23 protein-coding genes are annotated in these 24318 nt (G+C 57.3%); 17 read left to right on the top strand and 6 right to left on the bottom strand.

What is annotated here, in order from left to right; all coding sequences use genetic code 11:
- Positions 1-97: 97 nt before the first annotated feature.
- From ACIPF8_RS04940 to ACIPF8_RS04895, 10 genes are all read left to right on the top strand, one after another.
- Positions 98-397 (top strand): DUF4148 domain-containing protein, encoded by a 300-nt coding sequence (locus ACIPF8_RS04940; RefSeq protein ID WP_400417702.1) that lies wholly within the window; start codon positions 98-100, stop codon positions 395-397.
- A 140-nt stretch (positions 398-537) separates the two neighbouring features.
- Complete coding sequence (locus tag ACIPF8_RS04935; protein ID WP_400417699.1) at positions 538-927, top strand: DoxX family protein; 390 nt, start codon at positions 538-540, stop codon at positions 925-927.
- A gap of 366 nt (positions 928-1293) precedes the next feature.
- Positions 1294-2067 (top strand): enoyl-CoA hydratase/isomerase family protein, encoded by a 774-nt coding sequence (locus tag ACIPF8_RS04930; protein ID WP_400417696.1) that lies wholly within the window; start codon positions 1294-1296, stop codon positions 2065-2067.
- 91 nt (positions 2068-2158) lie between these two features.
- Positions 2159-3220, top strand: coding sequence for an ABC transporter substrate-binding protein (locus ACIPF8_RS04925; RefSeq protein WP_400417694.1), 1062 nt, complete (start codon positions 2159-2161; stop codon positions 3218-3220).
- A 12-nt stretch (positions 3221-3232) separates the two neighbouring features.
- On the top strand, positions 3233-4297 hold the full coding sequence (locus ACIPF8_RS04920; protein WP_400417691.1) for an ABC transporter ATP-binding protein: 1065 nt from the start codon (positions 3233-3235) through the stop codon (positions 4295-4297).
- 14 nt (positions 4298-4311) lie between these two features.
- Positions 4312-6036 carry an ABC transporter permease subunit gene (locus ACIPF8_RS04915; protein WP_400417689.1) on the top strand — a complete coding sequence of 575 codons (1725 nt, stop codon included), beginning with the start codon at positions 4312-4314 and terminating at the stop codon, positions 6034-6036.
- A gap of 57 nt (positions 6037-6093) precedes the next feature.
- The gene (locus ACIPF8_RS04910; protein WP_400417686.1) at positions 6094-7686 is read left to right on the top strand and encodes an AMP-binding protein; all 1593 of its coding nucleotides are present in this window, start codon (positions 6094-6096) and stop codon (positions 7684-7686) included.
- A gap of 65 nt (positions 7687-7751) precedes the next feature.
- On the top strand, positions 7752-8633 hold the full coding sequence (locus ACIPF8_RS04905; RefSeq protein WP_400417683.1) for an IclR family transcriptional regulator: 882 nt from the start codon (positions 7752-7754) through the stop codon (positions 8631-8633).
- A gap of 9 nt (positions 8634-8642) precedes the next feature.
- Entirely contained in the window at positions 8643-9458 is an 816-nt protein-coding gene (gene proC, locus ACIPF8_RS04900) for a pyrroline-5-carboxylate reductase (protein ID WP_400417680.1), read from the top strand.
- 171 nt (positions 9459-9629) lie between these two features.
- Positions 9630-10424, top strand: a complete 795-nt coding sequence (locus ACIPF8_RS04895; RefSeq protein WP_400417678.1) for a transporter substrate-binding domain-containing protein — start codon at positions 9630-9632, stop codon at positions 10422-10424.
- A 44-nt stretch (positions 10425-10468) separates the two neighbouring features.
- Here the strand turns inward: ACIPF8_RS04895 and ACIPF8_RS04890 are convergent, their stop codons facing one another.
- Positions 10469-11365: a LysR family transcriptional regulator gene (locus ACIPF8_RS04890; protein WP_400417675.1), complete on the bottom strand. Its 897-nt coding sequence runs from the start codon at positions 11363-11365 to the stop codon at positions 10469-10471.
- 178 nt (positions 11366-11543) lie between these two features.
- Here ACIPF8_RS04890 and ACIPF8_RS04885 point away from each other — a divergent pair, with 178 nt between their 5' ends.
- A complete protein-coding gene (locus ACIPF8_RS04885) occupies positions 11544-11948 on the top strand; it encodes a cupin domain-containing protein (protein WP_400417673.1) in 405 nt (134 codons plus the stop codon).
- A gap of 183 nt (positions 11949-12131) precedes the next feature.
- Positions 12132-12668 carry a DUF2058 domain-containing protein gene (locus tag ACIPF8_RS04880; protein ID WP_400417671.1) on the top strand — a complete coding sequence of 179 codons (537 nt, stop codon included), beginning with the start codon at positions 12132-12134 and terminating at the stop codon, positions 12666-12668.
- Between the two features lie 73 nt (positions 12669-12741).
- Here ACIPF8_RS04880 and phnY read toward each other — a convergent pair whose 3' ends face one another.
- The 4 genes from phnY to psrA all read right to left on the bottom strand — a co-directional run bounded on the left by phnY (position 12742) and on the right by psrA (position 18208).
- Complete coding sequence (gene phnY, locus ACIPF8_RS04875) at positions 12742-14199, bottom strand: phosphonoacetaldehyde dehydrogenase (protein WP_400418200.1); 1458 nt, start codon at positions 14197-14199, stop codon at positions 12742-12744.
- Positions 14200-14241: 42 nt separating this feature from the next.
- Positions 14242-15474, bottom strand: a complete 1233-nt coding sequence (gene phnA / locus ACIPF8_RS04870) for a phosphonoacetate hydrolase (protein ID WP_400417669.1) — start codon at positions 15472-15474, stop codon at positions 14242-14244.
- A gap of 102 nt (positions 15475-15576) precedes the next feature.
- Entirely contained in the window at positions 15577-16875 is a 1299-nt protein-coding gene (locus ACIPF8_RS04865; RefSeq protein WP_400417667.1) for an MFS transporter, read from the bottom strand.
- Positions 16876-17104: 229 nt separating this feature from the next.
- Complete coding sequence (psrA, locus tag ACIPF8_RS04860) at positions 17105-18208, bottom strand: iron-containing alcohol dehydrogenase PsrA (RefSeq protein ID WP_400417664.1); 1104 nt, start codon at positions 18206-18208, stop codon at positions 17105-17107.
- A 268-nt stretch (positions 18209-18476) separates the two neighbouring features.
- Between psrA and ACIPF8_RS04855 the strand changes: the two genes are divergently transcribed.
- The 5 genes from ACIPF8_RS04855 to ACIPF8_RS04835 all read left to right on the top strand — a co-directional run bounded on the left by ACIPF8_RS04855 (position 18477) and on the right by ACIPF8_RS04835 (position 22822).
- Positions 18477-19361, top strand: coding sequence for a LysR substrate-binding domain-containing protein (locus ACIPF8_RS04855; RefSeq protein WP_400417662.1), 885 nt, complete (start codon positions 18477-18479; stop codon positions 19359-19361).
- A gap of 205 nt (positions 19362-19566) precedes the next feature.
- Positions 19567-20472 carry a LysR family transcriptional regulator gene (locus tag ACIPF8_RS04850; protein WP_400417660.1) on the top strand — a complete coding sequence of 302 codons (906 nt, stop codon included), beginning with the start codon at positions 19567-19569 and terminating at the stop codon, positions 20470-20472.
- A 110-nt stretch (positions 20473-20582) separates the two neighbouring features.
- Positions 20583-21263 (top strand): HAD-IA family hydrolase, encoded by a 681-nt coding sequence (locus ACIPF8_RS04845; RefSeq protein WP_400417658.1) that lies wholly within the window; start codon positions 20583-20585, stop codon positions 21261-21263.
- Positions 21264-21267: 4 nt separating this feature from the next.
- Positions 21268-22416 (top strand): DSD1 family PLP-dependent enzyme, encoded by a 1149-nt coding sequence (locus ACIPF8_RS04840; protein ID WP_400417655.1) that lies wholly within the window; start codon positions 21268-21270, stop codon positions 22414-22416.
- Positions 22406-22822 carry a RidA family protein gene (locus tag ACIPF8_RS04835; protein WP_400417653.1) on the top strand — a complete coding sequence of 139 codons (417 nt, stop codon included), beginning with the start codon at positions 22406-22408 and terminating at the stop codon, positions 22820-22822. Before ACIPF8_RS04840 ends, ACIPF8_RS04835 begins: the two co-directional genes overlap by 11 nt.
- Before the next feature lie 8 nt (positions 22823-22830).
- On the opposite strand, the gene ACIPF8_RS04830 is transcribed toward ACIPF8_RS04835, so the two are convergent.
- On the bottom strand, positions 22831-24300 hold the full coding sequence (locus ACIPF8_RS04830; protein WP_400418197.1) for an efflux transporter outer membrane subunit: 1470 nt from the start codon (positions 24298-24300) through the stop codon (positions 22831-22833).
- Between the last annotated feature and the right edge of the window lie 18 nt (positions 24301-24318).

Raw genomic sequence — 24318 nt, 5'->3', positions numbered from 1 at the left:
ATAGTATGAATCACACGGTAAGACATGCTGGAAAACAAGTTGAACAGACTGCCGACACCGTCGCCATCCCGGCTCATATTTTTACTGAAAGCGCAAAATGAACATCCTGAAAATAGTTATTGCCGCGACTCTTGTTGCTGCCGCAGGCTCGGCTCTTGCCGAAGCGAGTTATCCGCCAGAAACGCCTTTTGTATCGAGCAAGACGCGTGCAGAGGTCACTGGTGAACTGACGCAGCAAGGCGATCAAGGCGGTGCGGACGACGACGCGTCTACCCAAGCGGCTCAGCATCCCGCTGAATCGCGTAAAACCCGCGCGGTCGTCAAGGCCGGATTGATCGCTGATGCAAGCGCCCCGGATCGGGAGTTTGATCCGGTCCGTACAAACGCTGGTCATTAAAACCAGGGCGTGCCACATCGTTTGCATAGTGGACGGAATGTGGCGATGCGCTGGGCGCGTCGCCACAATATTGAACTATGCGTGCGGACCTGGCAGCGAATCTCAATTTACATCACGGCTCATTTAAAAAACGAATAATCATGCAAATTTCACCCGCCCTATATCGTACCGGCCGCATCCTGCTCGCTTCGCTGTTCGTCATTTCGGGCGCACTCAAGATCGTCGGCTTTTCCGACGTAGTAAGCAATATGGCGCGCATGGGCGTGCCATTCGCTGCGCTTGCGGTGCCGGTCGCCATCCTGATTGAACTCGGAGGAGGGCTGGCGATCATGAGCGCTTGGCGTGTCCGCCCGGTGGCATTGGTGGTGGCCGTGTTCACCGCGATAGCGACCCTGACCGCACATCGATTCTGGGAGGCGGACCCCGCCGCAATACAGAATCAACTCAACCACTTCCTGAAGAATATTTCGATTATTGGCGCGCTGTTGATGCTGGCTGCATCGGGTGACGGCACGCGTAGCGAAAAATGAGATAGGCGCATCTTCTTTGCGTTTAGCGCCGCGTTTGGGGGAACCCTGCGCGGCAAAGTATCTGTCCTTGGCCGCAATCGCGGCCACTCCACGTTCCCCCTATTTCCGCATAGCTGACAAGCGCACCTTGTAGGCACGCAGTTGCCTGTTCGCAACCATTGTCTTGCACATCCTATCTCGGCAGATCCGTTGACTCGCATTGCACTAAGGCGGGATATCAACATGGTGCAGTGCACATTTCTGGCGCATGAATGCAGCGCTTTTCCCTATACAAAAAGCCTCTTGTGCTATGCGCATAGACAGGCATGCATATTGCATTGATACTTTGTATCGCAATTAAATATTACTTATTACATAGGAATAATTATGGCAAAGCATATTATCTTGGAAACAAACGAAAACGTCGGCGTGATCACCTTGAATCGCCCGGAAAAACTCAACGCCTGGCATACCGAAATGCGTAACGAGATCATCGCTGCGCTGACCGATTTCAATGCCAACTCGGCCATCGGCGCCATCGTCATGACCGGCGCCGGCGACCGCGCATTCTGTGCCGGCCAGGATCTGGAAGAGGCGCACGGCTTCGATCCGGCAAGAGTCAACGAATGGATGACCGAATGGGAAAACTACTATGCCGTGCTGCGCGGCTTGTCGAAGCCTTTGATCATGGCGCTCAACGGCACCGCCGCCGGTTCTGCATTCCAGGTTTCGTTGCTGGGTGATATCCGTGTCGGCCACGCCGGCTCACGCATGGGGCAGCCGGAAATCAATGCCGGCATCCCGAGCGTCACCGGTCCCTGGATCATGAAGCAGATGCTGGGTTTGTCGCGCACCATTGAACTGACGCTGACCGGCCGCATGATGGAAGCCGAAGAATGCCACCGGATCGGCCTGATCCATCATCTGGTCGCCGCCGATCAGGTCATGCCGAAAGCGCTGGAGATCGCGCGCGATCTGGCGGCCAAGCCGCCGGTAGCAATGCGCCTGGACAAACAGCGTTTCTGCGAAATGTCCGAAGCCGGATTCCACGAAGCCATCAGCGCCGGTCGGCGGATCCAGGTGGAGGCATACAGCACGGGCGAGCCGGCACGCATGATGGAAGAGTTTTTCCGTAAGCGCGGGCGTGAGATTACGCACTGAGCACACCAAGCACACTGAGATTTTCGCAACAGGCAGTCGCAATCAACGTTTTCACATTTCGGTCCACATTTCTATTGCATAGGGAGGTCGTATGAAAAGCCGTTTCGATACCACACGCCGTGGCGTGCTGAAGCTTGCCGGAGGGCTGGCCGTAGCCGGCGCGTTCCCGGCCACAGTGTTCGGCCAGAACAAGCAGATCGTGGTCGCCGATCCTGGCGGCCCTTACACCGCAGCATACCGAAAGGCTTTTTACGATCCGTTTGAAAAAGCGACCGGCATCCGTGTCGTCAATGTGGCGCGCGAAGCGCAGCCGGTGGCGCAGTTGACAGCAATGGTGAAGACCAAGAATTTTGTGTGGGATGTCACCACCCTGACCGTGGCGCAGGATATTCCTATCCTGGAAGAAGCCGGTTTGCTGGAACCGCTGGGATTGAAGCCGAGCGACTACCCGAACATGCTGGCGGAATCGGTTGCGCCGAACTTCATGGGCGTCGATGTCTATTCGACTGTACTGGCCTACCGCACCGATAAGTATGCAAAAAATCCGCCAGCCAGCTGGGCCGATTTCTGGAATGTCGAGAAATTCCCTGGACGCCGCTCATTGCGCCGCAACGCTATCGACACGCTGGAACAGGCTCTGATGGCCGATGGCGTCTCCATCGACAAACTCTATCCGCTGGATCTGGATCGGGCATTCAAGAGTCTCGATCGCATCAAGCCGCATGTCGCAGTGTGGTGGACCAGCGGTGCACAAGCGATGCAGCTGATCCAGTCCGGCGAGGTCGACATGATTTCGACCTGGAATGCGCGCGCGCAAACCGCCATCGAAGGCGCTGCGCCAGTCGCCATCTCCTGGAATCAGGGCCTGTATTCGATCGAAGGCTGGGGTGTGCCGAAAGGAACGCCGCGCGCCGAAGAAGCCAGGGCGTTCGTGAAATTCTGCGCCGATGCCGCACGCCAGGCAGCGTTTACCGACACGCTGGCCTACGGCCCTACCAATCTCAATGCCTATCAAAGCATTCCAGCCAAGCGTGCCGCGATCTTGCCGACTTATGCCGCCAACCTGAAACTCATGCGCGCCCCTAGCGCGCAGTGGTGGCACAAGAACCGCAATCTGGCGTCGGATCGATTCAATGCATGGTTACTTTCGTAAGCGGGTAGGAAAATGGTCGCGAGATTAGAAACAATTGGACTTAGCAAGCGCTATCAGGACGTCACGGCGCTGTCGCCCACCGATCTGCAAGTTCAGGACGGAGAATTCCTGACCTTGCTTGGGCCGTCAGGATCCGGCAAGACCACGCTGTTGCAAATCATCGCCGGGCTGGTCGAACCAAGCGACGGCAAACTGCTGATCGACGGCAAAGACGCTACCCGCAAGGCAGCCGGCGAACGGGGCATCGGCATGGTGTTTCAAAGCTACGCCTTGTTCCCACACATGACGGTTTGGGATAACGTTGCCTATCCCTTGCGCATGCGCAAAGAGAACCGGGCGGCGATGGACGCGGCAGTCAAGGACGCATTGGAAATGGTGCAGATGGGCGCTTACGCCCATCGCCTGCCGCGTGAATTGTCCGGTGGCCAGCAACAGCGCATCGCACTGGCGCGCTGCTTCGTTTACAAGCCATCGGTGATCTTGCTGGACGAGCCGCTGGGTGCGTTGGACAAGAAATTGCGCGAGCACATGCAATCCGAAATTCGCCGCCTGCACAAGGATTTGGGCGCCACCTTCATTTACGTCACCCACGACCAGGAGGAAGCGCTCAATCTGTCCGATCGCATCTGCCTGATGAACCAGTCGAAGATAGAGCAGATCGGCACACCGCAAACCATGTACGACAATCCTGCGACGGTGTTTTCGGCGCAATTCATCGGCTACTCGAATCTGCTCAAGGGTACGCTGGAACAAGGCGTCAACGGCCTCGATACCTTGCGCAACGGCCGTTTCACACTGCCCGTTCTGCCGCAGGAAAGCGGCACAACCGCCAGCAGAACTTTGGTGGTGCGGCCGGAAAACGCCCGTCTGGCGAATGCCGAATCGGCCTACCTGCGCGGCCGGGTCAACGAAGTCGTGTTTGCCGGATCGGATATCCGCGTACTCATCGACATCGGTGAAACTGAGCCTTTCCTGCTGCGCTGCGGCCGTCGCGAAGCACCGGCCGTCGGCGACATCGTCGGCGTCAACTGGCAGCCCGAGTTGAGCACCGTCCTGACCACCGTCGTTGCTGCCTGACCGGAGCCGCCATCATGCTTAATTCCTCAAGCCGCAGGCTGATCAAGGCCATGCTGCCGGCGCTGCCGTCTATCGCGTTCCTGCTATGTTTCTTTTGCGTGCCGGTCTATGAGATATTGCAAACCGGCGCCTACAACGCCGATGGCCAGCTAGGCCTGGAGCAATTCCGGCGCATCGGCGGTGACATCGTCTATGCCAAGGTGTTGTGGACCACCTTCAAGATATCGTTGCTGACTGCGTTGTTCTCAGTCGGGCTCGGCTTTCCGGTTGCTTATTTTCTGAGCCAGATCAGCGATCGACGGCGCGGCAAGTGGATGATCTGGTTGTTGATTCCATTCTGGACCAGCTACCTGGTCAAGACTTTTGCCTGGATCCTGGTGCTGTCCAAAACCGGCGTGCTCGCATCGATCGCGATGGGGCTTGGCCTGGTCAATGATCCGCAAGCCCTGGCGCCGTCGCTGAACGGGGTGATGATCGGCATGGTGCACGCGATGTTGCCACTGGCGGTGATGAACATGTTGCCGATCATGCGTGGCGTCAACGCGCAGCTGTTGCAGGCTGCGGAAACGCTGGGCGCCAATCGCACGGTGGCCTTCTTCTCGGTGTTCCTGCCGCTGGCGGCGCCGGGCATGGCCGCTGCCGGCTTGCTGGTATTCATTACCAGCCTCGGCTTCTTCATCTTGCCGGCGCTGCTGGGCACACCGCAGGAAACCATGATCGCGCAACTGGTAATTTCGGCGATCAATGATTTGTTCAACCTGCCGTTTGCCGCCGCCTTGTCGACGGTGTTGCTGGTCTGCGCCATCGCTGTATTTATCTTGTACGACAAACTGGTGGGTTTGTCCTCATTGAGCGGCGAATCGCGGCCAGCGGTACGCAACAAGCATTTGCCTGGCATGAACGGCTTCCTGATCGTGGTCGGCAGGGCATTGGGGCGCGCGCACGCGGTACTGGGACCGGTCAGCAAGCGCGTGCGAGGCCTGAAAATATATACCTTGCTGCTGATCGCATTGTTGTCGCTGCCGATCCTGGTAGTGCTGCCGATTGCGTTCACCGACTCGCCGTTCCTGGCTTTCCCGCCGCAGGGCTTCAGCCTGCGCTGGTTCTCCTCGTTCATGTTCTCCCCGGTCTGGCAATCTGCATTGCTGCGTTCGTTCGGTGTGGCGGTGGTCACTGCGGTTGCCGCCACCGCGCTGGGACTCGGCGCGGCGCTGTCGTTGACGCGTTTGCCGGCGGCCTGGACCAAGCCCATGTTCGCGATTTTCCTGGCGCCGCTGATCGTGCCGCGCATCGTGATCGCAGTTGGCTTGTTCTATCTGTTTGCGCGTCTCGGGCTGGTCGGCACCAACCTCGGGCTGGCGATCGGCCATACCGTATTGGCGATTCCCTACGTGGTGGTGACGATGGTGGCGGCGCTCAAGCGCTTCGACTGGCGTCTCGACGATGCCGGCCGCATCCTCGGTGCGTCAGCGTTTGCGCGGCTGCGCACGATCCAGTTGCCAATGATGATCGGTAGCGTCGTGGCGGCGTTGCAGATTGCTTTCATCATTTCGTTCGATGAATTGACGATTGCCATTTTCGTCAGCGGCGGCCTGAAGAACACCTTGCCGAAACAGATGTGGGACGACATGACCTTGCAAGTCAATCCGACGCTGGCGGCGGTATCGCTGGTCATGGTGGTGGTGATTGCGTTGCTGGTGTGGATTCCGACATGGTTCAAGCGCAGCGAACCGACATGAAATACGGCGTCGTCGCCATCCCACTCAAGATAAATCAAGATTGACCAAGAAATTAACATGCACAACTATTCCGATTATTTTCCTGTTCGTTCATCTCGCGACAATCTCGACGTCGTGCCGCTGTTGCATGATGGCTTGATGAAAATGGAGCAGCGCACGCTGCTTGAGTTCAACGGCGCCAAAACTTCATTCGCCGACATGGCCAATCGTGTCGGTGCGATGCAAACCTGGCTCGACGCAAAAGGCATTTGCCGCGGCGATCGTGTCGCTTTGATGCTGGAAAATGGGCTGGACCATATCGCCCTGATCTACGCGCTGATGCTGAGTGGCGTGGTGTGGGTGCCGGTGAATACGCGCCTGAAAGGGCCGGGTATCGACTATCTGCTTGGCCATTGCAAGCCGAACTTGTTCATCGCGCAACGCGGGTTTGCCGAGGTCTTGTCGGACCTGCCGGATTTGCAGTCGCGCCTGGTCTGGCTGGAAGACATGAGCGATTTGCCAAGCAAGGCCTGGCTGCCGCGCGCCGCAGCGGTCAGTGCCGACGATACCTTGTGCCTGATCTATACCTCCGGCACTACCGGTGCGCCGAAGGGCGTAGTCTTTACCCATCGGATGATGCGGATTGCCAGCGAGGCGACCTTGAGCGTTTCCGGCGCCGGCGCCGGTGATCGTATGTTCGTCTGGGAGCCACTGTGCCATATCGGCGGCGCGCAGATGATGCTGGTGCCGTTTCTGCAGCAAGTCGAATTGCATATCGTCGAGCGCTTTTCGGCGAGCCGCTTCTGGCAACAGATAGAAACGTCGCAGGCTACACATCTGCACTATCTGGGCGGAATCCTGGACATATTGATGCAGTTGCCGCAGCAACCCGCCAGCCATACCTTGCGCGTGGCGTGGGGCGCCGGCGTCTCGGTCAAGGCCTGGGATGCGGTGATCGCGCGCTTGCAGTTGGATTTGCGCGAATGCTATGGCATGACAGAAGGCTCCAGTTTCACTACCGTCAATGCCAGCGGCAAGCCCGGCTCCATCGGCCGTGCGTTGCCATGGCTGAAGGTTGAATTGCTGGATGACCATGACCAACCGGTGGCCGTCGGCGATATCGGGCAGATCGTGGTGTCGAGTGCGATTGACGGTACCTTCTTGCCGCATTACCTGGACAATCCCGAGGCCAGCGCAGCGGCAGTGCGAAACGGAAAACTGTATACGGGCGATTCTGCGCGCATGGATGCGGATGGAGATTTGTATTTTGTCGGTCGCCGTACCGATAGCATGCGGGTGCGTGGCGAAAACGTATCGGCATGGGAAATCGAGCGGGTGTTCGTTACCCATCCGGCGGTGGCGGCAGCCGCAGCGGTTGGCGTCGACAGCGCCATCGGCGAGCAGGAAATCATGCTGTACGTGCAATCCAAGCCTGGCTGCGAGATCCGGTTCAGCGATCTGGCGCAATGGGCGCAATCCAGGCTTGCCAGCTACCAGCTGCCGCGCTATTTCCTGAAAATCGACGCGTTCGAGCTGACATTGAGCGAACGCATTAAAAAGCATTTGTTGCCGCGTGAGGTCGAATTGGCATGGGACCGCCGTGTCCAGCCACCGTCGGCCGTGAACGACAAACAACGATGCGATACGCCAGATAGCGCAAAAAACCAATGAACAGCGATAATAGATCCTTTCCTCAACCAAAAAGCCGGTCTGCCAAGCGGACGGCCAGTGACCCCATGAGCGCAGACGCAGGCAAAGCTGTTGCAGCACGCAAGAAAAAAACCGGCAAGGAATCGACAACGGAAAAGACGGCCGCCAGTTCGGGCGTTGAGGCTGCCAATGCCAGCGCCAGCGCCGTAGATTCGCCGCTGTATGTGAACTCGGTAGAGAAGGGCATGCGTGTCCTGATGGCCTTCGATGGCCAGCAGCGGCAGTTGTCCCTGTCGCAAATTGCCGCCCTCACCGGTTTCGACCTGAGTGCGGCGCAACGCTTCACGTACACGCTGACCGTCCTGGGCTATCTGAACAAGGATGAAGAAAGCCGCAAATATGAGCTGTCGCCGAAGTTGCTCGATTTTGCTTATCACTATCTGTCATCCAGTGAACTGGTCACCAGGGCGACGCCCTATCTGCAGCAGCTAAGCCAGGAAACCGAGGAAACCACCAACCTGACCATACTCGACGGCACCGATGTGGTTTTCGTCCAGCGTATCGTCAGCCGCCATGTGCTGAATCCGACCGTGGTCACCGGCACACGCATCCCGGCATATTGCACGGCTTCCGGGCTGGCGCTGCTGTCGACCATGGGCGATGACGAAGTCGATGCGGTATTGGGCGCATCCGAATTGCGGCAACATACCCCGTTCACGATCGTCGATCCGAAGAAAATCAAGCAGCGGTTGGCGACTTTTCGTGCGCAAGGCTATGCCCACATCAAGGAAGAGTATTTCCTCGGCGACGTCTCTACGGCGGCGGCTGTCAAGGATGCCCGTGGCCGCGGTATCGGCGCTGTCAACGTTGCCGTCACCAAGGCGCGCTGGGGCGCCGATAGCGACGAAAGCCGCTATGCAAACCTGGTGATGTCGGCGGCGCGCGCCATTTCTGTACAAAGGAAGTAGGCGATGAGCATGTCACAGCAGCCCAACATTACCTTCATCGGTGGCGGCAATATGGCGGCTGCCTTGATCAAGGGGCTGGTCAATCGTTTTACGCCAGCCGGGAATATCAACGTCATCGATGTCAATCCGCAGACCCTGCAGCAACTGTCGCAGCAATTTGGCGTGTCGGTTGACCGCGATGTGGCAGATGCAGTGGCGCACTGCGATATCCTGATCCTGGCAGTCAAGCCGCAGCAGATAGCGCCGGTGTTGCAGGATATCGCCGCACAGCTCCGGCACCAATTGGTCATTTCGATTGCCGCAGGTATCCGCACTGCAGAATTATCTGCCGGGCTGCAAGGCTATGCCGCCGTGGTGCGGGCCATGCCGAACATGCCGGCGCTGATCGGACGCGGCATGACCGGCATGTTTGCGATGCCCGGTGTGAGCGCCGAGCAACGGCTGCATGCCGACACTGTCATGGCCGCCGTTGGCAAAACCTTGTGGCTGCAGGCGGAACAGTCATTGGACGCGGTCACCGGTGTCTCCGGCAGCGGCCCGGCTTTTGTTTTTTATTTTATGGAAGCGATGCAGCAAGCCGCGATGGAAGTCGGCTTGAGCACCGCCGACAGCAAATTGCTGGTGCTGGAAACCGTCGCCGGCGCCGCGCAGCTGGCATTGCAGTCCGATGATGAGGTGGCGCTGTTGCGTGAGCGGGTTACCTCAAAAGGCGGGACAACATTCGCCGGCTTGAATAGTTTGCAGCAGGATGACTTCTGCGCAGCAATCACCCGCGCGGTGCAGGCCGCGACTACCCGCAGTCGTGAACTGGGCGAGCATTCTTGATGCTGGCGTCGGAAAAATAGGCGGTCGGACTTCGATCGAAGACGGCAGGCCAAGTGGCTTGGTTGCAGTGCATCGTGGCATATATTTTGCATAAAAATTACATGTTCGCTAATTCCGATGTATAAAGCATCGAGATAGTCCACACATAACCATCTTCCTCCAGGTGATTCGATGAGATTTGCAAAACTCTTGCTGCTTTCCGTCGTTCTTTGCGTCATGGCAGTGCAAACCGCCCAGGCCGATGCCCTGGCCGATATCCAGAAGCGCGGCATCCTGCGGATAGCGGTGCCGCAGGATTTTGCGCCGTTCGGTTCCGTCACAGCGGACATGAAGTTGCAGGGTCTCGATATCGATGTCGCAGCGTTGGTCGCCAAGAACATGGGCTTGAAACTGGAGCTGGTGCCGGTCACCAGCGCCAACCGCATCGCCTATCTGCAAACGCGCAAGGCCGACCTGGCGATTTCGACATTGGGCAAGAATGCCGAGCGTGAAAAGGTCATCGCCTTTTCGCAGCCGTATTCACCCTACAACAACAGCGTCTTCGGTCCCGCCGCCATCAAGGTCTCCGGCCCGGCAGACCTGGCCGGAAAAACCATCGGCGTCGCCCGCGGTACATTCCAGGACAGCCAGTTGACGGAAACCGCGCCGCCCAGCGCCGTGATCAAACGCTATGAAGACAACAACGGCATGATCGCCGCGTATCTGGCCGGGCAAGTGCAACTGGTCGGCACCGGCGATTTCGTCGCCGTTGCGCTGGCCGAAAAGGCCGTCAGCAACAAGCCGCAAATGAAATACATCATTCAGGAATCTGCCTGCTACGTCGGTCTGTTGAAGGAAGAGCCGGCGCTGATGGCGAAAGTGAATGCCGCGCTGACGCAAGCGAAGAAGAACAATGAGTTGAACGCCATCGTGAAAAAATGGCTGAACGTGCCGTTACCTGGAAAACTGGCTACTCAGTTTGAGTAAGCTACTTCGGCGTCGCCGTCGTATTCTCAATCATGCGCGCTTCGTTATGATGGACGATAGCGCAATGCATCGACCAGCAAAGCGAAGGCAGGCATCGACTGACGGCGGCTCGGGTAATACAGGTGGTACCCCGGAAAATCCGGGCTCCAATCCTCCAGCACCCGCTTGAGACGCCCTTCTGCCACATGTTCTTGCACCATATCTTCGGGCACATAGGCCAGGCCAAATCCGGCTAGCGCCGCTGTCAGGATCGCCGGACTGTTATTGAACACCAACTGGCCCTGGACACGCACGTTCAGTTCATGACCATCCTTCTTGAATTCCCAGGCATAAAGGCCGCCATAGGTGGGCAGCCGCAGGTTGATGCAATCATGCGTCGCCAGTTCATGCGGTGTCTGCGGCGGCGCGCACCTCGAAAAGTAGGCCGGGGAGCCGACAACCACCATCCGCAAGTCCGGCGCGATGCGCACGGCGATCATGTCCTTTGCCACCTGGTCGCCCAGGCGCACGCCGGCGTCGAAACGCTCGGCAACAATATCGATCAGGCCGTAATTGGTCGTAATTTCGACTTTGATGTCTGGATAGTCGGGCAGGAATGTCGCCAATTTTGGCCACAGCACGCTGTTGGCCGCATGGTCGGCAGCCGAGATGCGGATGTTGCCGGCCGGCTTTTCCCGCAGGTCGTTCAAGGCGGCTAGTTCTGCGTCGATCTCATCAAGGCGCGGCGCCACGGTCGATAGCAGGCGTTCGCCGGCTTCAGTCGGCGACACGCTGCGCGTGGTCCGCGTCAGCAGCCGTAGCCCCAATCTTGTCTCCAGGCTACGGATCGTATGGCTCAACGCCGATTGCGATACGCCGAGCTGCGCTGCCGCTCGGGTAAAGCTCCCTTCGCGGGCGACGGCGATGAAGGCAATCAGATCGTTGAAATTTTCTCTTGCCATTTTTGCCATCCGCACAATTGATGAATCAAACTCATAAGATCATGCCGATTGTACCGTCTAATCAAATGCCTTTGTGCTCTGTAAAGTTCGGCCATGAGTTGACGAACTGCTTGAGCGCCCGACCGAGCCGCAGTCGTCGCATGACTAACCACACCCATCAAGCAAAGGATATATAGACATGAACATCACACGAAGCGGCAGCCAGCCATCAGCCAAAGGCCCTGCGGAGTATTTCACCGGCACCGTGCGCGTCGATCCGTTGTTCCCTGCGAACGCTCCGGCGCGTGCACTTGGCGTCAGCGTGACGTTTGAACCCGGCGCCCGGACCGCATGGCATACCCATCCGTTGGGCCAGACACTGATCGTGACTGCCGGGCGCGGCCTGATCCAGCTTTGGGAAGGGCCGATACAAGAAATCAATGCGGGCGATGTCGTCTGGATCGCCGCCGGAGAAAAACACTGGCATGGCGCATCGGTAGCTACGGCCATGACCCACGTCGCCATCCAGGAGGAATTCGAAGGCAAGACGGCTGATTTCATGGAACAGGTCAGCGACCGGCAATACCAGCCGCAGCCGATATAAGCAGCGAACTGGGCGAGGTAATCGCCCCAGAGCTGTGTTGCTCCCAGGGAGCGATAGTCGTATTGGGCGCGGCGGGTTGAAGCCATCAGTCGCTGGCAGCGGAGCCGATATTTGCTATGCTAGCGTCTTTCCGCCGGCCGGCGCCTCTGTCCGCGCCGATGGATCCAATTTATGGAATAGCACATGGCTTCTTTGCAAGAACAGTTTTTAAAAGCGGGCCTGGTCGACAAGACCAAAGTCAAACTGGTCAACCAGGACAAGAACAAGCAGAAGAAGGCTGAGCGCCGCAGCGGCACGGTCAGCGTTGATGAATCGCGCCTGGCGGCGCTGGAAACGCAGCGCAAGAATGCCGAGCGGGCGCGCGAACTCAATGCCCAGCGCGATGCGGCCGCAGCCCAGAAGGCGATCATGGCGCAAATTGCACAGATGGTGCAAAAGAATCGCCAGAGCACAGGTGGCGGCGATATTGCCTACAATTTCACCTATGACAACAAGATCGAACGGCTATATGTATCGGCCGCGGTGCAGGGCCATTTGATCGCCGGGCGCCTGGTGATCATCTGTCAGGGCGCCAGCAGGGATTTGGTGCCAAGGGTGATCGCTGACAAGATCGCCGAACGCGATGCGTCGCTGGTCGTGCGGGTCAACAAGACCAGCACCGAAATCGATGCGGACGATCCCTACGCAGCCTTCCAGATCCCGGACGACTTGATGTGGTAGTTCTGGCGCCGCCCCGAATCGGGGCGGCAAGCGCTTGTACACCCAATGTACAAGCAATGCAGGCGACGTCGGGTCAGTTCCAGGGTAGCGAATACGTCTTGGTGTTGGAGAAGCTTTTCATCGCTTCCAGCACGCCTTCCTTGTAACCGAGACCCGAGTCCTTGATGCCGCCAAACGGCGTCAGCTCCAGGCGATAGCCCGGCACCTCCCGCACATTGACGCTGCCTACTTCCAGTTCACGAACGAAACGGGTGATGTAGTCCATGCGGTTGGTGCAGACCGATGACGACAAACCATATGGCGTCGAATTCGAAATCCGGATGGCGTCGGCAATATCGGTGCAGCGAATCACCGGTGATACCGGCCCGAAGGTTTCTTCGGCAACCAGCTTGCAGTCGGCGGGAACATGGTCCAGCACTGTCGGCGAGTACAACGCGCCTTTGCGGATATTGCCGTATAACAGCCTGGCGCCGTGACGCTCGGCATCCTTCACTTTGGCTTCGAACTCTATCGCGGCACGTTCGTCGATCACTGTTCCCATGTCGTTGTGCGGGTCCATCGGATCGCCAAATTTTATCGCCTGGGTCTTGGCGACAAGCTTCTCGACAAATTCATCCGCCACCGCCTGGTGCACGATCATGCGCTTGATCGCGGTGCAGCGCTGGCCGGAATTCTTGTACGAGCCCGACACCGCCAATGTCGCAGCCTCTTCGATATCGGCATCCTCCATCACGATGATCGGATCGTTGCCGCCCAGCTCCAGCACTTGGCGCTTGTAGACTGCCTTGCCGGCGATGTATTTTCCGATCGGCACGCCACCGGTGAAGGTGACCAGATCGACATCGGCATTGGTCAGCATTTCATCGGCGATTTCTTTTGGATCGCCAGTGACGACGGAAAACATTTCCGGCGGCAATCCGGCTTCATACAAAATATCGGCGAGCAACAGCGCGGAGAATGGCGTCTTCTCGGTTGGCTTCAACACCATCCGGTTATTCGTCGCAATCGACGGCGCCACTTTGTGTGCCACCTGATTCAACGGATGATTGAACGGTGTGATGGCCGAGATGGCGCCGAGCAACGGTTCTTTCATTGTGTAGACTTTGCGTTGCTTGCCATGTGGCGTCAGGTCGCAGGAAAACACCTGGCCATCGTCCACCAGCGCCTGATTGGCGGCAAAGACAAAGACGTCGCAGGCCCGGCCCACTTCATACAGCGAGTCCTTCTTGCACAGCCCGGCTTCGGCAGTGATCAAATCGGAAACGGCATCGGTATTGGCGCGCAATATTTCCGCCGCTCGCAGCATGATCTTGGAACGTTCGAAGCGCGTCAGCTTCGACTTGAACTGCTGCGCGATGCGAAAGGCGTCGCGGATATCGCCGACGGTCGCTTTCGGGATCGTCCCGACCAACTTGCCGTTGTAGGGGTTTAACACTTCGATCAGGCGTTCATTACCGACCAGTTTGCCGGCAATCCGCATCTTTTGATGCAACGGTTCGCCATCTTTGATTTTGCTCAGTTCGCTTAGCATTGACATTTCATCTCCAGATTATTCAAAACTCATTTGCAGGCATCAGGCCGCGGCATGCATCGCCAGGTAAAACACATCAAAATTACGCAGCCGATGGTCAGACGGGATCGCGCCGAGTTTGCGATTGAACATCAGCGGCACGCGCTGTTCCGAGATGCCGCCATGCGAACGCAATGGCAGCTTCAATTCGGACAGGTCGTGGCGGCTGGCGGACGTGCCGATCACGGTCAGGCGTTCGCTGACAACCACCAAATCGCCGATACGATCTTCCGGTAACTCAAAGCGGGCAGCGGCCTCAGCGCGAGTCAACACCAACTCCACTCCGGCGATTGCGTGGATCTGCCGTGAAACGCTCGCCAGATCCGTTCCCTCGTTCAGGTACACAGTGGCGTAGGAACCCAATGCGCCGTGGTGCACGACGTAAGGATCGGTAATCGGCAAAATGACTCGGGTTTTATCGCTGCCCACTTTGGCGTCCAGCACGTCCTGCAGATAAATCACGTTGGGCGTGCCGGCACTGTCGGTCTTGGCGTTCATGCCATGATCGGCGGTCAGGCCGATCACTGCGCCGAGTGCGTCGAGTTGCGTCAGATAGTGATCCATCATCGCGTAAAAGGCATTCGCGCCCGGCGTGCCGGGGGCGAATTTATGCTGGATGTAATCGGTGGTCGAGAGATACATGATGTCCGGACGCTGTGTCTCCAAGAGTTTGACGCCGGCGGCAAACACGAACTCTGACAATTCGGCGCTATACACCGACGGCAGCGGCATGCCGACCAGCTCCAGTAAATTCGTTACGCCGTTTTGTTCCAGCGTGGCCTGATCGGCCTTCTCTGCCGAGAAGCACACGCCGCCACGCATCTTGTGGCCAAGCAAGCCGCGCAATTTGTCCTTGGCCGTGATTACGGCGACCTTGGCGCCGGCGTTGGAGAAGGCTTCAAATATCGTGCCGGCGCGCAGGTATTTGGCATCATTCATCATGACTTCCTGATTCGCTTCGCGGTCCAGGAAGTAGTTGCCGCAGATGCCATGCACGGAAGGCGGCGCGCCGGTGACGATCGACAAATTGTTTGGATTGGTAAAGCTGGGAACCACGCAGTCACCGGTCAACACGGTTCCTTGCGCCACCATTTTTTTCAGGAACGGCGTGACGCCGGCTTGAATCGCCTGGTTGATATATTCCTGTTCGCAGCCATCGACACATACCACGACAACCGGCTGCGTCATCCATGGGTAGCTGCGGCCATTGACCTGCAGGGTTTTTGTGCTGGACATTATTTCGCCTTTCGGTTTTGAAAAAAATCGGACGGCATCTGCTGAAGCATGCTCGTGCATGATGCGTCCGATGCGCGCACATGAAATATGCGGGCGGTTACGTTAGCGCTTGATGAACATCGCAACAGACGCGCTGATGACGCAGCTGACGGCGACAATCGGAAATATCAGCGCAGTATTGCCAGAGTGATCCAGCATTCTGCCGATCAGCGGTTCGCCAAGACCTGCAAACAGGTAGGATGAGAAATTCATGATGCCTGTCGCGGTGCCGGCACGGCGCGAGCCGACAAGATCCGGACACAAGGCCCAGAACGACGACGCCGGTCCGTACACAAAGAAGCCGCAGAGGAAGAGCGCCATGATGCCAAGCATTGAATTGCCGGGGATCGTAAACATCCACATGGTCGTGATTGCACCCAAGACCATGTAGAGCATGATGGCTTTATATCTCTTCGAGCCGAACAAGCGATCCGATATCCAGCCGTTACTGAGCGCACCGATTGCCATTCCCACCGGCAGAGCGACACTGATCCATTTAGGGTCAATAAGCGCGTCCGGCGACTTGGCCCAGTTCGATCCGAAAAAATGGACCGGAACCCAGACAATGAGACCGTATCGGGCGGCGTTTTGAAAGCCGAGGGAAAGCGCCGCCACAATCAGGCGCCAGTTTGTCAATACGGCCTTGTAGCGGGCCCATGAAGATTCCTGTTGCTCGTCCTGGACCGCATGCGCTTGATCGCCCTGGTTGGCAACGCCGGTATCCAAGGGCTGGAAGCCCAGGTCTTCCGGCCGCTCGCGAGCAACCAGATAGAAGAACACGCCGCCGCCAAGCATTAACAGGACCGGGATCCGGAATATCCAGCGCCAATCGAGATGCAACACATCGAGCACGGCAATGGAGGTGACGTAGGAAAGCACTGACGCGCAGCCCGCAGCGAACACATAAAATCCATATACCTTACCGCGCTCGCCAATGCCCCACCAATTCGACAGCAGGCGGCTGCCTGGCGCCCATCCCAATGCCTGGAAATAACCGTTAATCGCCCATGGAAAAATCAGACTGCCGAAGCCACTCGAAAAGCTCACGATCCAATTGGCCGCGCAGGAAAGAATGGCGCCCAAACTCATGATCCGGCGGCCGCCGAACTTGTCGGCGAGATTGCCGTTGATTGCCTGCCCGATGGCATATGACCATAGCATCGCGCTGGATACCCAGCCCAAGGCCTCTTTGGATAAGCCAAATTCTTTTTGAATGCCAGGAATTGCGAAGCCAAAGGTCTGTCTGCCGGTGTAGAAAAACAGATAGCAAAGCATCGCCGCAAGAAGCATTCTCCATTGCGCCCTGCGAAAGCTGGTGTTGGTTGCTACGAGCGGATCTGACGCCGCATATACGTAACTCATTGCATGTCTCCTTTATAGAGGTATCCGATTTGCTGTTTCCCGGAAACCTCATTCCCACTTAGTTGGAAAAGGTAATTTTTTGTTTTTTTGATTTACTGATATTTCAGGATATTGCGGGTGTTTTGCTCCTCCACGGGAATAAAAAAATGATTCGTGAAAATTTCAGGGCTTCTTCCAAGTTCTCCCTTCAATCGATGACTTGATTGAATCTTCAATCCATCACTCCAGTTCAGGACAAGGCAACTGCAGTTTTTGTACCGATGAAATTTTTTCCTCGTGGGCCTTGCATGGCGTGCTGTAGCATCTCCTGCGCTTCCTGCCCTGAAACGCCGTAGTCGGAAAACTCGGTCCCCACTTCCAGCTGATGCAGAAAGTCTCGCAAACGGCTCACTGCAGTTTTGCGATCTGTATTGAACGCCCTCTGCAGAGCGGCGTCTCGATCGGGGCGCTCGCCCCAGGCCATGTCGAGAACCAGGGGAAGTGTGAACGAGCAGGCGATGCCGTGTGGCAGCCCGTAGCGCAGGGTCATCTCGTAGGAAATGGAGTGGGCAAGGGCGGTTTTGGTATTGGAGAATGCCAACCCTGCCTTCATCGCGGCGAGCGCCATGGATGAGCGCAGTGTTTTATTGTTGAGGTCCTTTGCGAGCGGCGGCAGGCAGGCCATGATGTCGTGGATTGCGCCGATTGCGAAAGCGTCAGAAATCGGATTCGCATTAACGTTCCAGATTGACTCCAGCGCGTGCGATAGCGCGTCCAGTCCGGTGGAAATGGTAATGGATTTGGGCAGGGTGAGCATTAACTCCGGGTCTACAATCGCGGCTTTGGGCCAGGTGCAATCGAGGTGCAATGAGTATTTCTTTTGTTTCTCCGAATCCCAAATGGTTGCCCACGGCGTCACTTCGCTTCCTGTGCCGGCCGTCGTCGGGATCGCAATAAGTGTCTTTGCTCTGCTTGGCGTGAACGGTTTGCCATCGGCAAGCAGGGCCAGCAATTCATCGAAATTGCCGCCTTCCGTTCCTACTATTAATGCCTTGGCGGTATCGATCGCACTTCCGCCTCCCAAGGCGACAACGGTATCGCATGCGTGTTCGTCACGCCAGAACCGGTTATACATTTCAGTCAGCTGTGAAACGTCCGGATTAGGAAGGACGTTGTCAATCACATAAGCCAGCCGATCGCCAAGCAAATCTTCCAGCTTTTTAAGAAGGCCCAATGAACGCGCTTCGGGAAACGTCACCACCACCACCTTTGCGCCATTGATTATCCCGGGCAGTTCTTGCAGGCTGCCGGGACCAAAATGGGTTGCGACGGGGTTATAGAATCGTTGCGCCATGAATGTCTCCTGTTGATTGGCTGTAGGTTCTCAGTGGAGCGATTGTCGGCGTGGATGTGTTGGAGAACAAATCGATTATTATGGTGCTTCTATCGTTTCAACCGATAACAGCACGGCGCTATTCATTGACCGGGAATGCGTGATTTGGCGAGATGGTGACAAGAGGCCGCGTGTATTGCTGCGAGAAGTGAATTGCAAATTGCGTATTGTTGAATCGCGGCGAGGCCATGTAGCTGGCGACTGAACAGATGCGTCTTAAAGGATATGTATGTACCAGTACCATAAATGGATACGCTCGTTCCACGCCGTGGCCAAGACGCACAGCTTTACTGCCGCGGCAAGCTACCTGAAAATCGGCCAGCCAACCATCAGCGAGCAAGTCAGGGCGTTGGAAGACAAGTTCGCCGTGGAGCTGTTCTACCGGCGCGGTCGGCACGTTGAGCTAACCGACGCGGGGCGACGCCTGTATGAAATCACGGAAGGCATTTTCGGCCAGGAGGATGAGGCGATCCAACTGTTGCAAAGCCTGCATTCCAAAAAAACAGGCTTGCTGCGTATTGGCGCCGTTTCACCGCCTGTGGTGATGAACCTGACCTACGAATTAATGCGCAAGCATCCGGGCATCGAATTCGCGATCTCGATCAATTCGGAAAAGGAAACACTCGCCCGGCTCTATGATTTTACGATCGACGTCGCAATTCTGGCGATCATCGATCCCGACAAACGTTTGCACGTCGTTCCGTATCGCACCTATCCCATTGTCGCAGTCGTCAGAGACGATCACCCGTGGGCCAACAAATCATCCGTGCCATTGACGAGCATCCGGAATGAAGCGCTCATCATGCGGGAGCCGGGTTCAAAGACGCGCGATCTGCTGGAGAGCGCCTGCCGCAATCAGGGCATCGAGATCAATTGCGTAATGGAGCTCAACAGCCGGGAAGCCATCATGCATGCGATTGCGGAAGGCCTCGGGATTGGCTTTGTATCCGAGATCGAATACGTGGCGATACCGGGAACGAAAGCCATCAAACTTAAAGGCGCACCGGTGACCATCGACTATTACATGTGCGCACTTGCCGTGCGAAAGAATCGCCCCCTGATCAGCAGCGTGCTTGAATTGGGGACGGCGCCGAAAGCTGCGCGTAAAAAGTAGTGTTATTGGCAACGTGTGGCGCGCGTCTGCGGCGCGGCGGCCCATGGCTTGATACGAAAACCAATATCTTCACTGACTATTGTTTTTCCGGCAGCGCTGCCATCCACGCCTGAGTTGACCCGTGTCAGCTTGCCCGTCGTCCGTCGGTTGCCGGATCAGCTTAAGAGATTTAAACTGACTAACTCTTGAAGTTAAAAAATCTGCAATGACAGAATCCACTGATATCCGGTTCCTTCTCACCATTCGGGACAGTGGAAGTCTCACTGCCGCTTCGCGGAAACTGGGTTTGACCCCCTCTGCGGTGACGCAGCGCTTGCAGCTCCTGGAAAAGAAATTATCCATGAGGCTGGTGGATCGCACCGCCCGCAAACTTCTCTTTACGGAGGAAGGGCAGCTCCTATGCCAGCGCGGTGGCGAACTGCTGCAGCAGTTCGATGCGCTGTTTGACGACTTGCACGAACGTAGCGGCGGATTAGTTGGCACCTTGAGGGTCAACGCACCGCTGGGATTTGGACGCCGCTATCTGGCGCCGATCATTGCCGACTTTCAGCGGCAGCACCCCGACGTCACGATTGCATTGACACTCTCCGACCGCCCGCTGACCGAAACAGTTGATCGTTTCGATGTCGTCATTCACATCGGCGAACTGCAGGCATCCAATCTGGTTGGGTTTGCCATTGCGCCAAACGCCAGATTCGTCTGCGCTTCGCCGTCGTTCATCAAACGTTTTGGCAATCCAACCACCCCGGACGAACTGGCGCATCTGCCGTGTATCGTCTTGTCGGAAAATAACGAAGACGTCTCCTTGTGGAATTTCAGCAAAGGTAAAACCAGCCGCAGTGTCCGAGTTTCGTCGAAGCTGAGTTGCAATGACGGCGATGTCATTCGGCGTTGGGGTTGCGAAGGCCGCGGTGTGATCCTGCGATCTGAATGGGATGTCGCTGACGACCTGCAAAGCGGACGGCTGATCAGGCTTTTCCCGTCGTGGAAAACGCCAGACGCCAACGTAATCGCACTGACGCACAACCGCACAGGTCTACCGGCGCGTACCAGGCACTTCATGGAATATCTCCAGAGCGGATTCAAGCCCACGCCGCCATGGCGTGCTTGATAAGTTAATTTTATTAAATATTAGAATTAAGTAATCTTAAGTAACGGCACCTTTTCAAACTCTATAATCGGATTCAACGATTCATTTCGATTATGGAAAGGGCTGCTGCCTTGAAACTAGCTTCGACCACTGTTGATCCCCAATATCCCAAAGCGATACTTTTCGATCTGCTCACCGCACTCCTGGACTCGTGGACGCTATGGAATCAATCTGCCGGTTCAGAACAGGCCGGCCGCGCCTGGCGGGCCGAATATCTGCGCCTGACCTACGGCTGCGGGAAGTACGTCGCTTACGAGACCCTGGTCGAGGAAGCTGCGGCAAACGTCGGACTTGCGAAATCTGCGCCACGTGCCCTGGAAAATAATTGGCTCCAGCTTGCGCCATGGAGCGGCGCGGTGGAGGCACTGGAGCAACTTCAAGCACACTGCAAGCTTGCGGTTGTGACGAATTGTTCGACACGGCTAGGCAGGCAAGCGGCGCAGATATTTCCCGTCAAGTGGGATGCGATCATTACGGCCGAAGAAGCCGGCGTATATAAACCGGATCCACTGCCCTATCGCATGACCTTGGACAAGCTGGGTGTGCTCGCAGCAGACGCTGCGTTCGTTGCCGGTTCTAGCTACGACATGTTTGGCACTGCAAAAACGGGTTTGAAAACCTATTGGCACAATCGGGTCGGGCTTGCGCTGGTCGAGGGCGCGCCACCTCCCGATATGGCATCTCCCAATCTCGATGGCCTCGTCGCGTGGGCAGCGCAATTCGGTACATCGGCCAGCAATCATGCAAGGTAATCCCATGACACTAGACTTACTTGACACACCTGCCGCAGTGATTGACATCCCTCAGATGGAAAAGAACATCTCCCTGATGCAAGAGCACATGCGCGAGCTCGGAGTGAAATTTCGTCCCCACGTTAAAACCACCAAATGCGTCGAGGTCGTCCGTGCGCAGATTGCCGCCGGAGCGCGCGGCATAACGGTATCGACACTCAAAGAGGCAGAAGAATTTTTTGCCGCCGGCGTGGTGGATATTCTTTACGCAGTTGGCGTCGATCCGTCAAAGTTACCCAGGGCGATGGCGCTCAAAAGAAAAGGCTGCGATCTGAAGCTGGTGGTGGACAATCCGGCAGCAGCGGCTGCGGTTGTCGAATTTAGCCGCCAACACAAGGCCGACTTCGAAATCTGGATTGAGGTGGATACAGACGGCCATCGTTCTGGCATTACGCCTGAAGAAGACGCGCTACTGGAAGTCGGCAAGATTCTGCGCGATGCCGAGATCAAGGTTGGCGGCGTCATGACCCACGCAGGTTCCAGCTACGAGTTGAATGCGCGTGAGGCCTTGCAGGAGCTGGCAGAACAGGAGCGCGCCGGCTGCGTGCGCGCGGCGCAACGATTGCGAGAAATTGGCTTGCCATGTGCAGGTGTCAGCGTTGGTTCGACGCCGACGGCAATCGCCGCACAGAATCTGGATGGCGTGACGGAAGTACGGGCGGGTGTTTACGTCCTGTTCGATTTGGTGATGCACAATGTCGGCGTATGTGCCTTTGACGACATTGCCCTGAGCGTGCTGACCACGGTGATCGGGCATCAAGCGGATAAAGGTTGGGCGATCCTGGATGCGGGCTGGATGGCGATGAGCCGCGACCGCGGAACCGCAAAACAGTCCCATGATTTTGGCTACGGCCAGCCATGTACGCTCGACGGCAGGCCGCTGTCTGGCTACATACTGAGTGGCGCGAACCAGGAACATGGCATTCTCTCACCCGTTCAATCAGAAACAACGGATGGGGCGGATGCACAGGATGTCCGCACACGATTTCCAATTGGAATGAAGCTCAGGATATTGCCAAATCATGCCTGCGCGACGGGCGCGCAATTTCCCGAGTACCATGCTCTGGCCGCTACCGGCGAACTGACTATATGGAGACGTTTTCATGGATGGTGATATCGAACAATCCTCAGCGAGTTTCCCTGCAACTCACTTACTCGCCAAGCCTGGCGGTCACTATAGCCATGTGGCCGTGGCCAACGGCTTTGTCTTCGTGTCCGGTCAATTGCCGATCACTGCTGCTGGAGAGAAGCTGATCGGCGCGTCTTTCGAGGTTCAGGCAGAACAGGTTCTCACCAATGTGAAGCATGCATTGGCGGCAGCCGGTGTCGGCGTCGAGCAGCTGGTGCAAGTGCGCGTCTATCTCGACGATATCGCGAATTGGCCACGTTTCAACGATATCTACGCGCAATGGGCGGGAAGCGCGCGACCGGCTCGCGCGATTGTGCCGACCGGCCCGCTGCACTTTGGATTCAAAATAGAAATTGAAGTTACAGCAGTCAGTCAAGATGCATTGCGCTAGCGCTTAACTTAGCGATTGCTGTCACTGACCACCGTACTCGCCGGCTCCGCCGGATGCCGCGGATCATGTAACGCGCTGTCCGACCAGCCGCCGCCAAGATCGCCGATGAGCGAAACGGAATCCAACAGCCGCGACTGCTGCACGTTCAACGCGCTGAGCTGATTGCTCAACTGGGTGGCCCGGGCAGTTGCCACCGTTGTGTAGTCCACGGTGCCGGCCTGGTATTCGTTGAAGGCAATCTCGGCGCCATGCGTGGCATCGCGCACGGCGGCCTCTAGTGCATTGGCTTGTTCGGCCAGGATGCGCAAGCCGGACAAATCATTTTCAACATTCTGGAATGCACTCAATACGGTGCCGCGGTAATTGGCGACGGTCGCTTGATAGGCCGCCTTGGCCGCCGCCACTTCACCGCTGCGCGTGCCGCCGTCGAACAGCGTTTCAGTGGCGCTGCCGCCCAGCGACCAGACGTAATTCGCCACGTGCAGCAAACCACCCAGCGGCGACTGCGTGAAGCCGACCAACGCCGACAGCGACACCGTCGGATAGTATGCTGCGACCGCGACGCCGATCTTGGCATTCTGCGCCGCCATCTGGCGTTCGGCCGTGGCTATGTCGGGCCGACGCTGCAGCAGGGTTGAAGGAACGCCAACTGGAATGAGCGGCAAGCTAGGCATCGCGCTGCTGTGCGGAATCTGCAGATCTTCCGGGTTTTTTCCGACCAGAACTGCAATCGCATGTTCGTATTGGGCGCGTGCGATGCCGAGTGCGATCAGGTTCGCCTGCGCGGTTTCGAGCTGGGTGCGGGCGATCACGACATCGGAAGGCGCGATGGTGCCGAACTTGTCCTGATTGCTCACCACCTCAAGATAGTGCTGGAACGCTTTGACGGTTTCCTGCTGCAGATCGATATTGGCGTCGCTGGTGCGCAGCTCGATCACTGCGGTGGCGAGCGCAATCTGTTCCGATAGGGTGGCATTCGCCAGCGTCGCCTCACTGGCCTGCGCGGTGGCGGCGTTCTCTTCAATCGTGCGGCGCACCGAGCCCCACAGGTCTGGCGCCCAACTGACATTGCCCTCAAGCGCACCTGAGTTGCTCACTGGCTGGACGTTGCCGAGGCTGGTTGTGCCGCTGGCGCTGCGCTGCCGGGTGGCCGAACCGGTCACGCCAACTGTTGGAAACAGGCCGGCGCGCGCAACCTTTACTTCGGCCAGGGCCTCTTGATAGTTGGCATAATCCTGGGCCACGGTCTGGTTGGAAACCGCCACCAGCGGCTCGAGCTGGTTGAGCAGCGGGTCGTTGAAGTCGATCCACCATGTACCTTTAGGACCGGCGGCGTTCGGCTCGGCCTGGGTCCAGCCGGGGAGTTCGCGGAAACTTGCGGGAATGTTGACCTGCGGCCGTTGGTAATCGGGACCGACCGCGCAGCCGCCGAGCAGCAGGGCCGCGGCGGCGGCGATGAGTGTGCGGGAGTTTTTCATCTTCATGCCCTCGTATCC

This window comes from Collimonas sp. NPDC087041 (assembly GCF_044745265.1).
Taxonomy (GTDB): domain Bacteria; phylum Pseudomonadota; class Gammaproteobacteria; order Burkholderiales; family Burkholderiaceae_D; genus Collimonas.
This window is presented reverse-complemented; position numbering and strand designations above follow the sequence as displayed.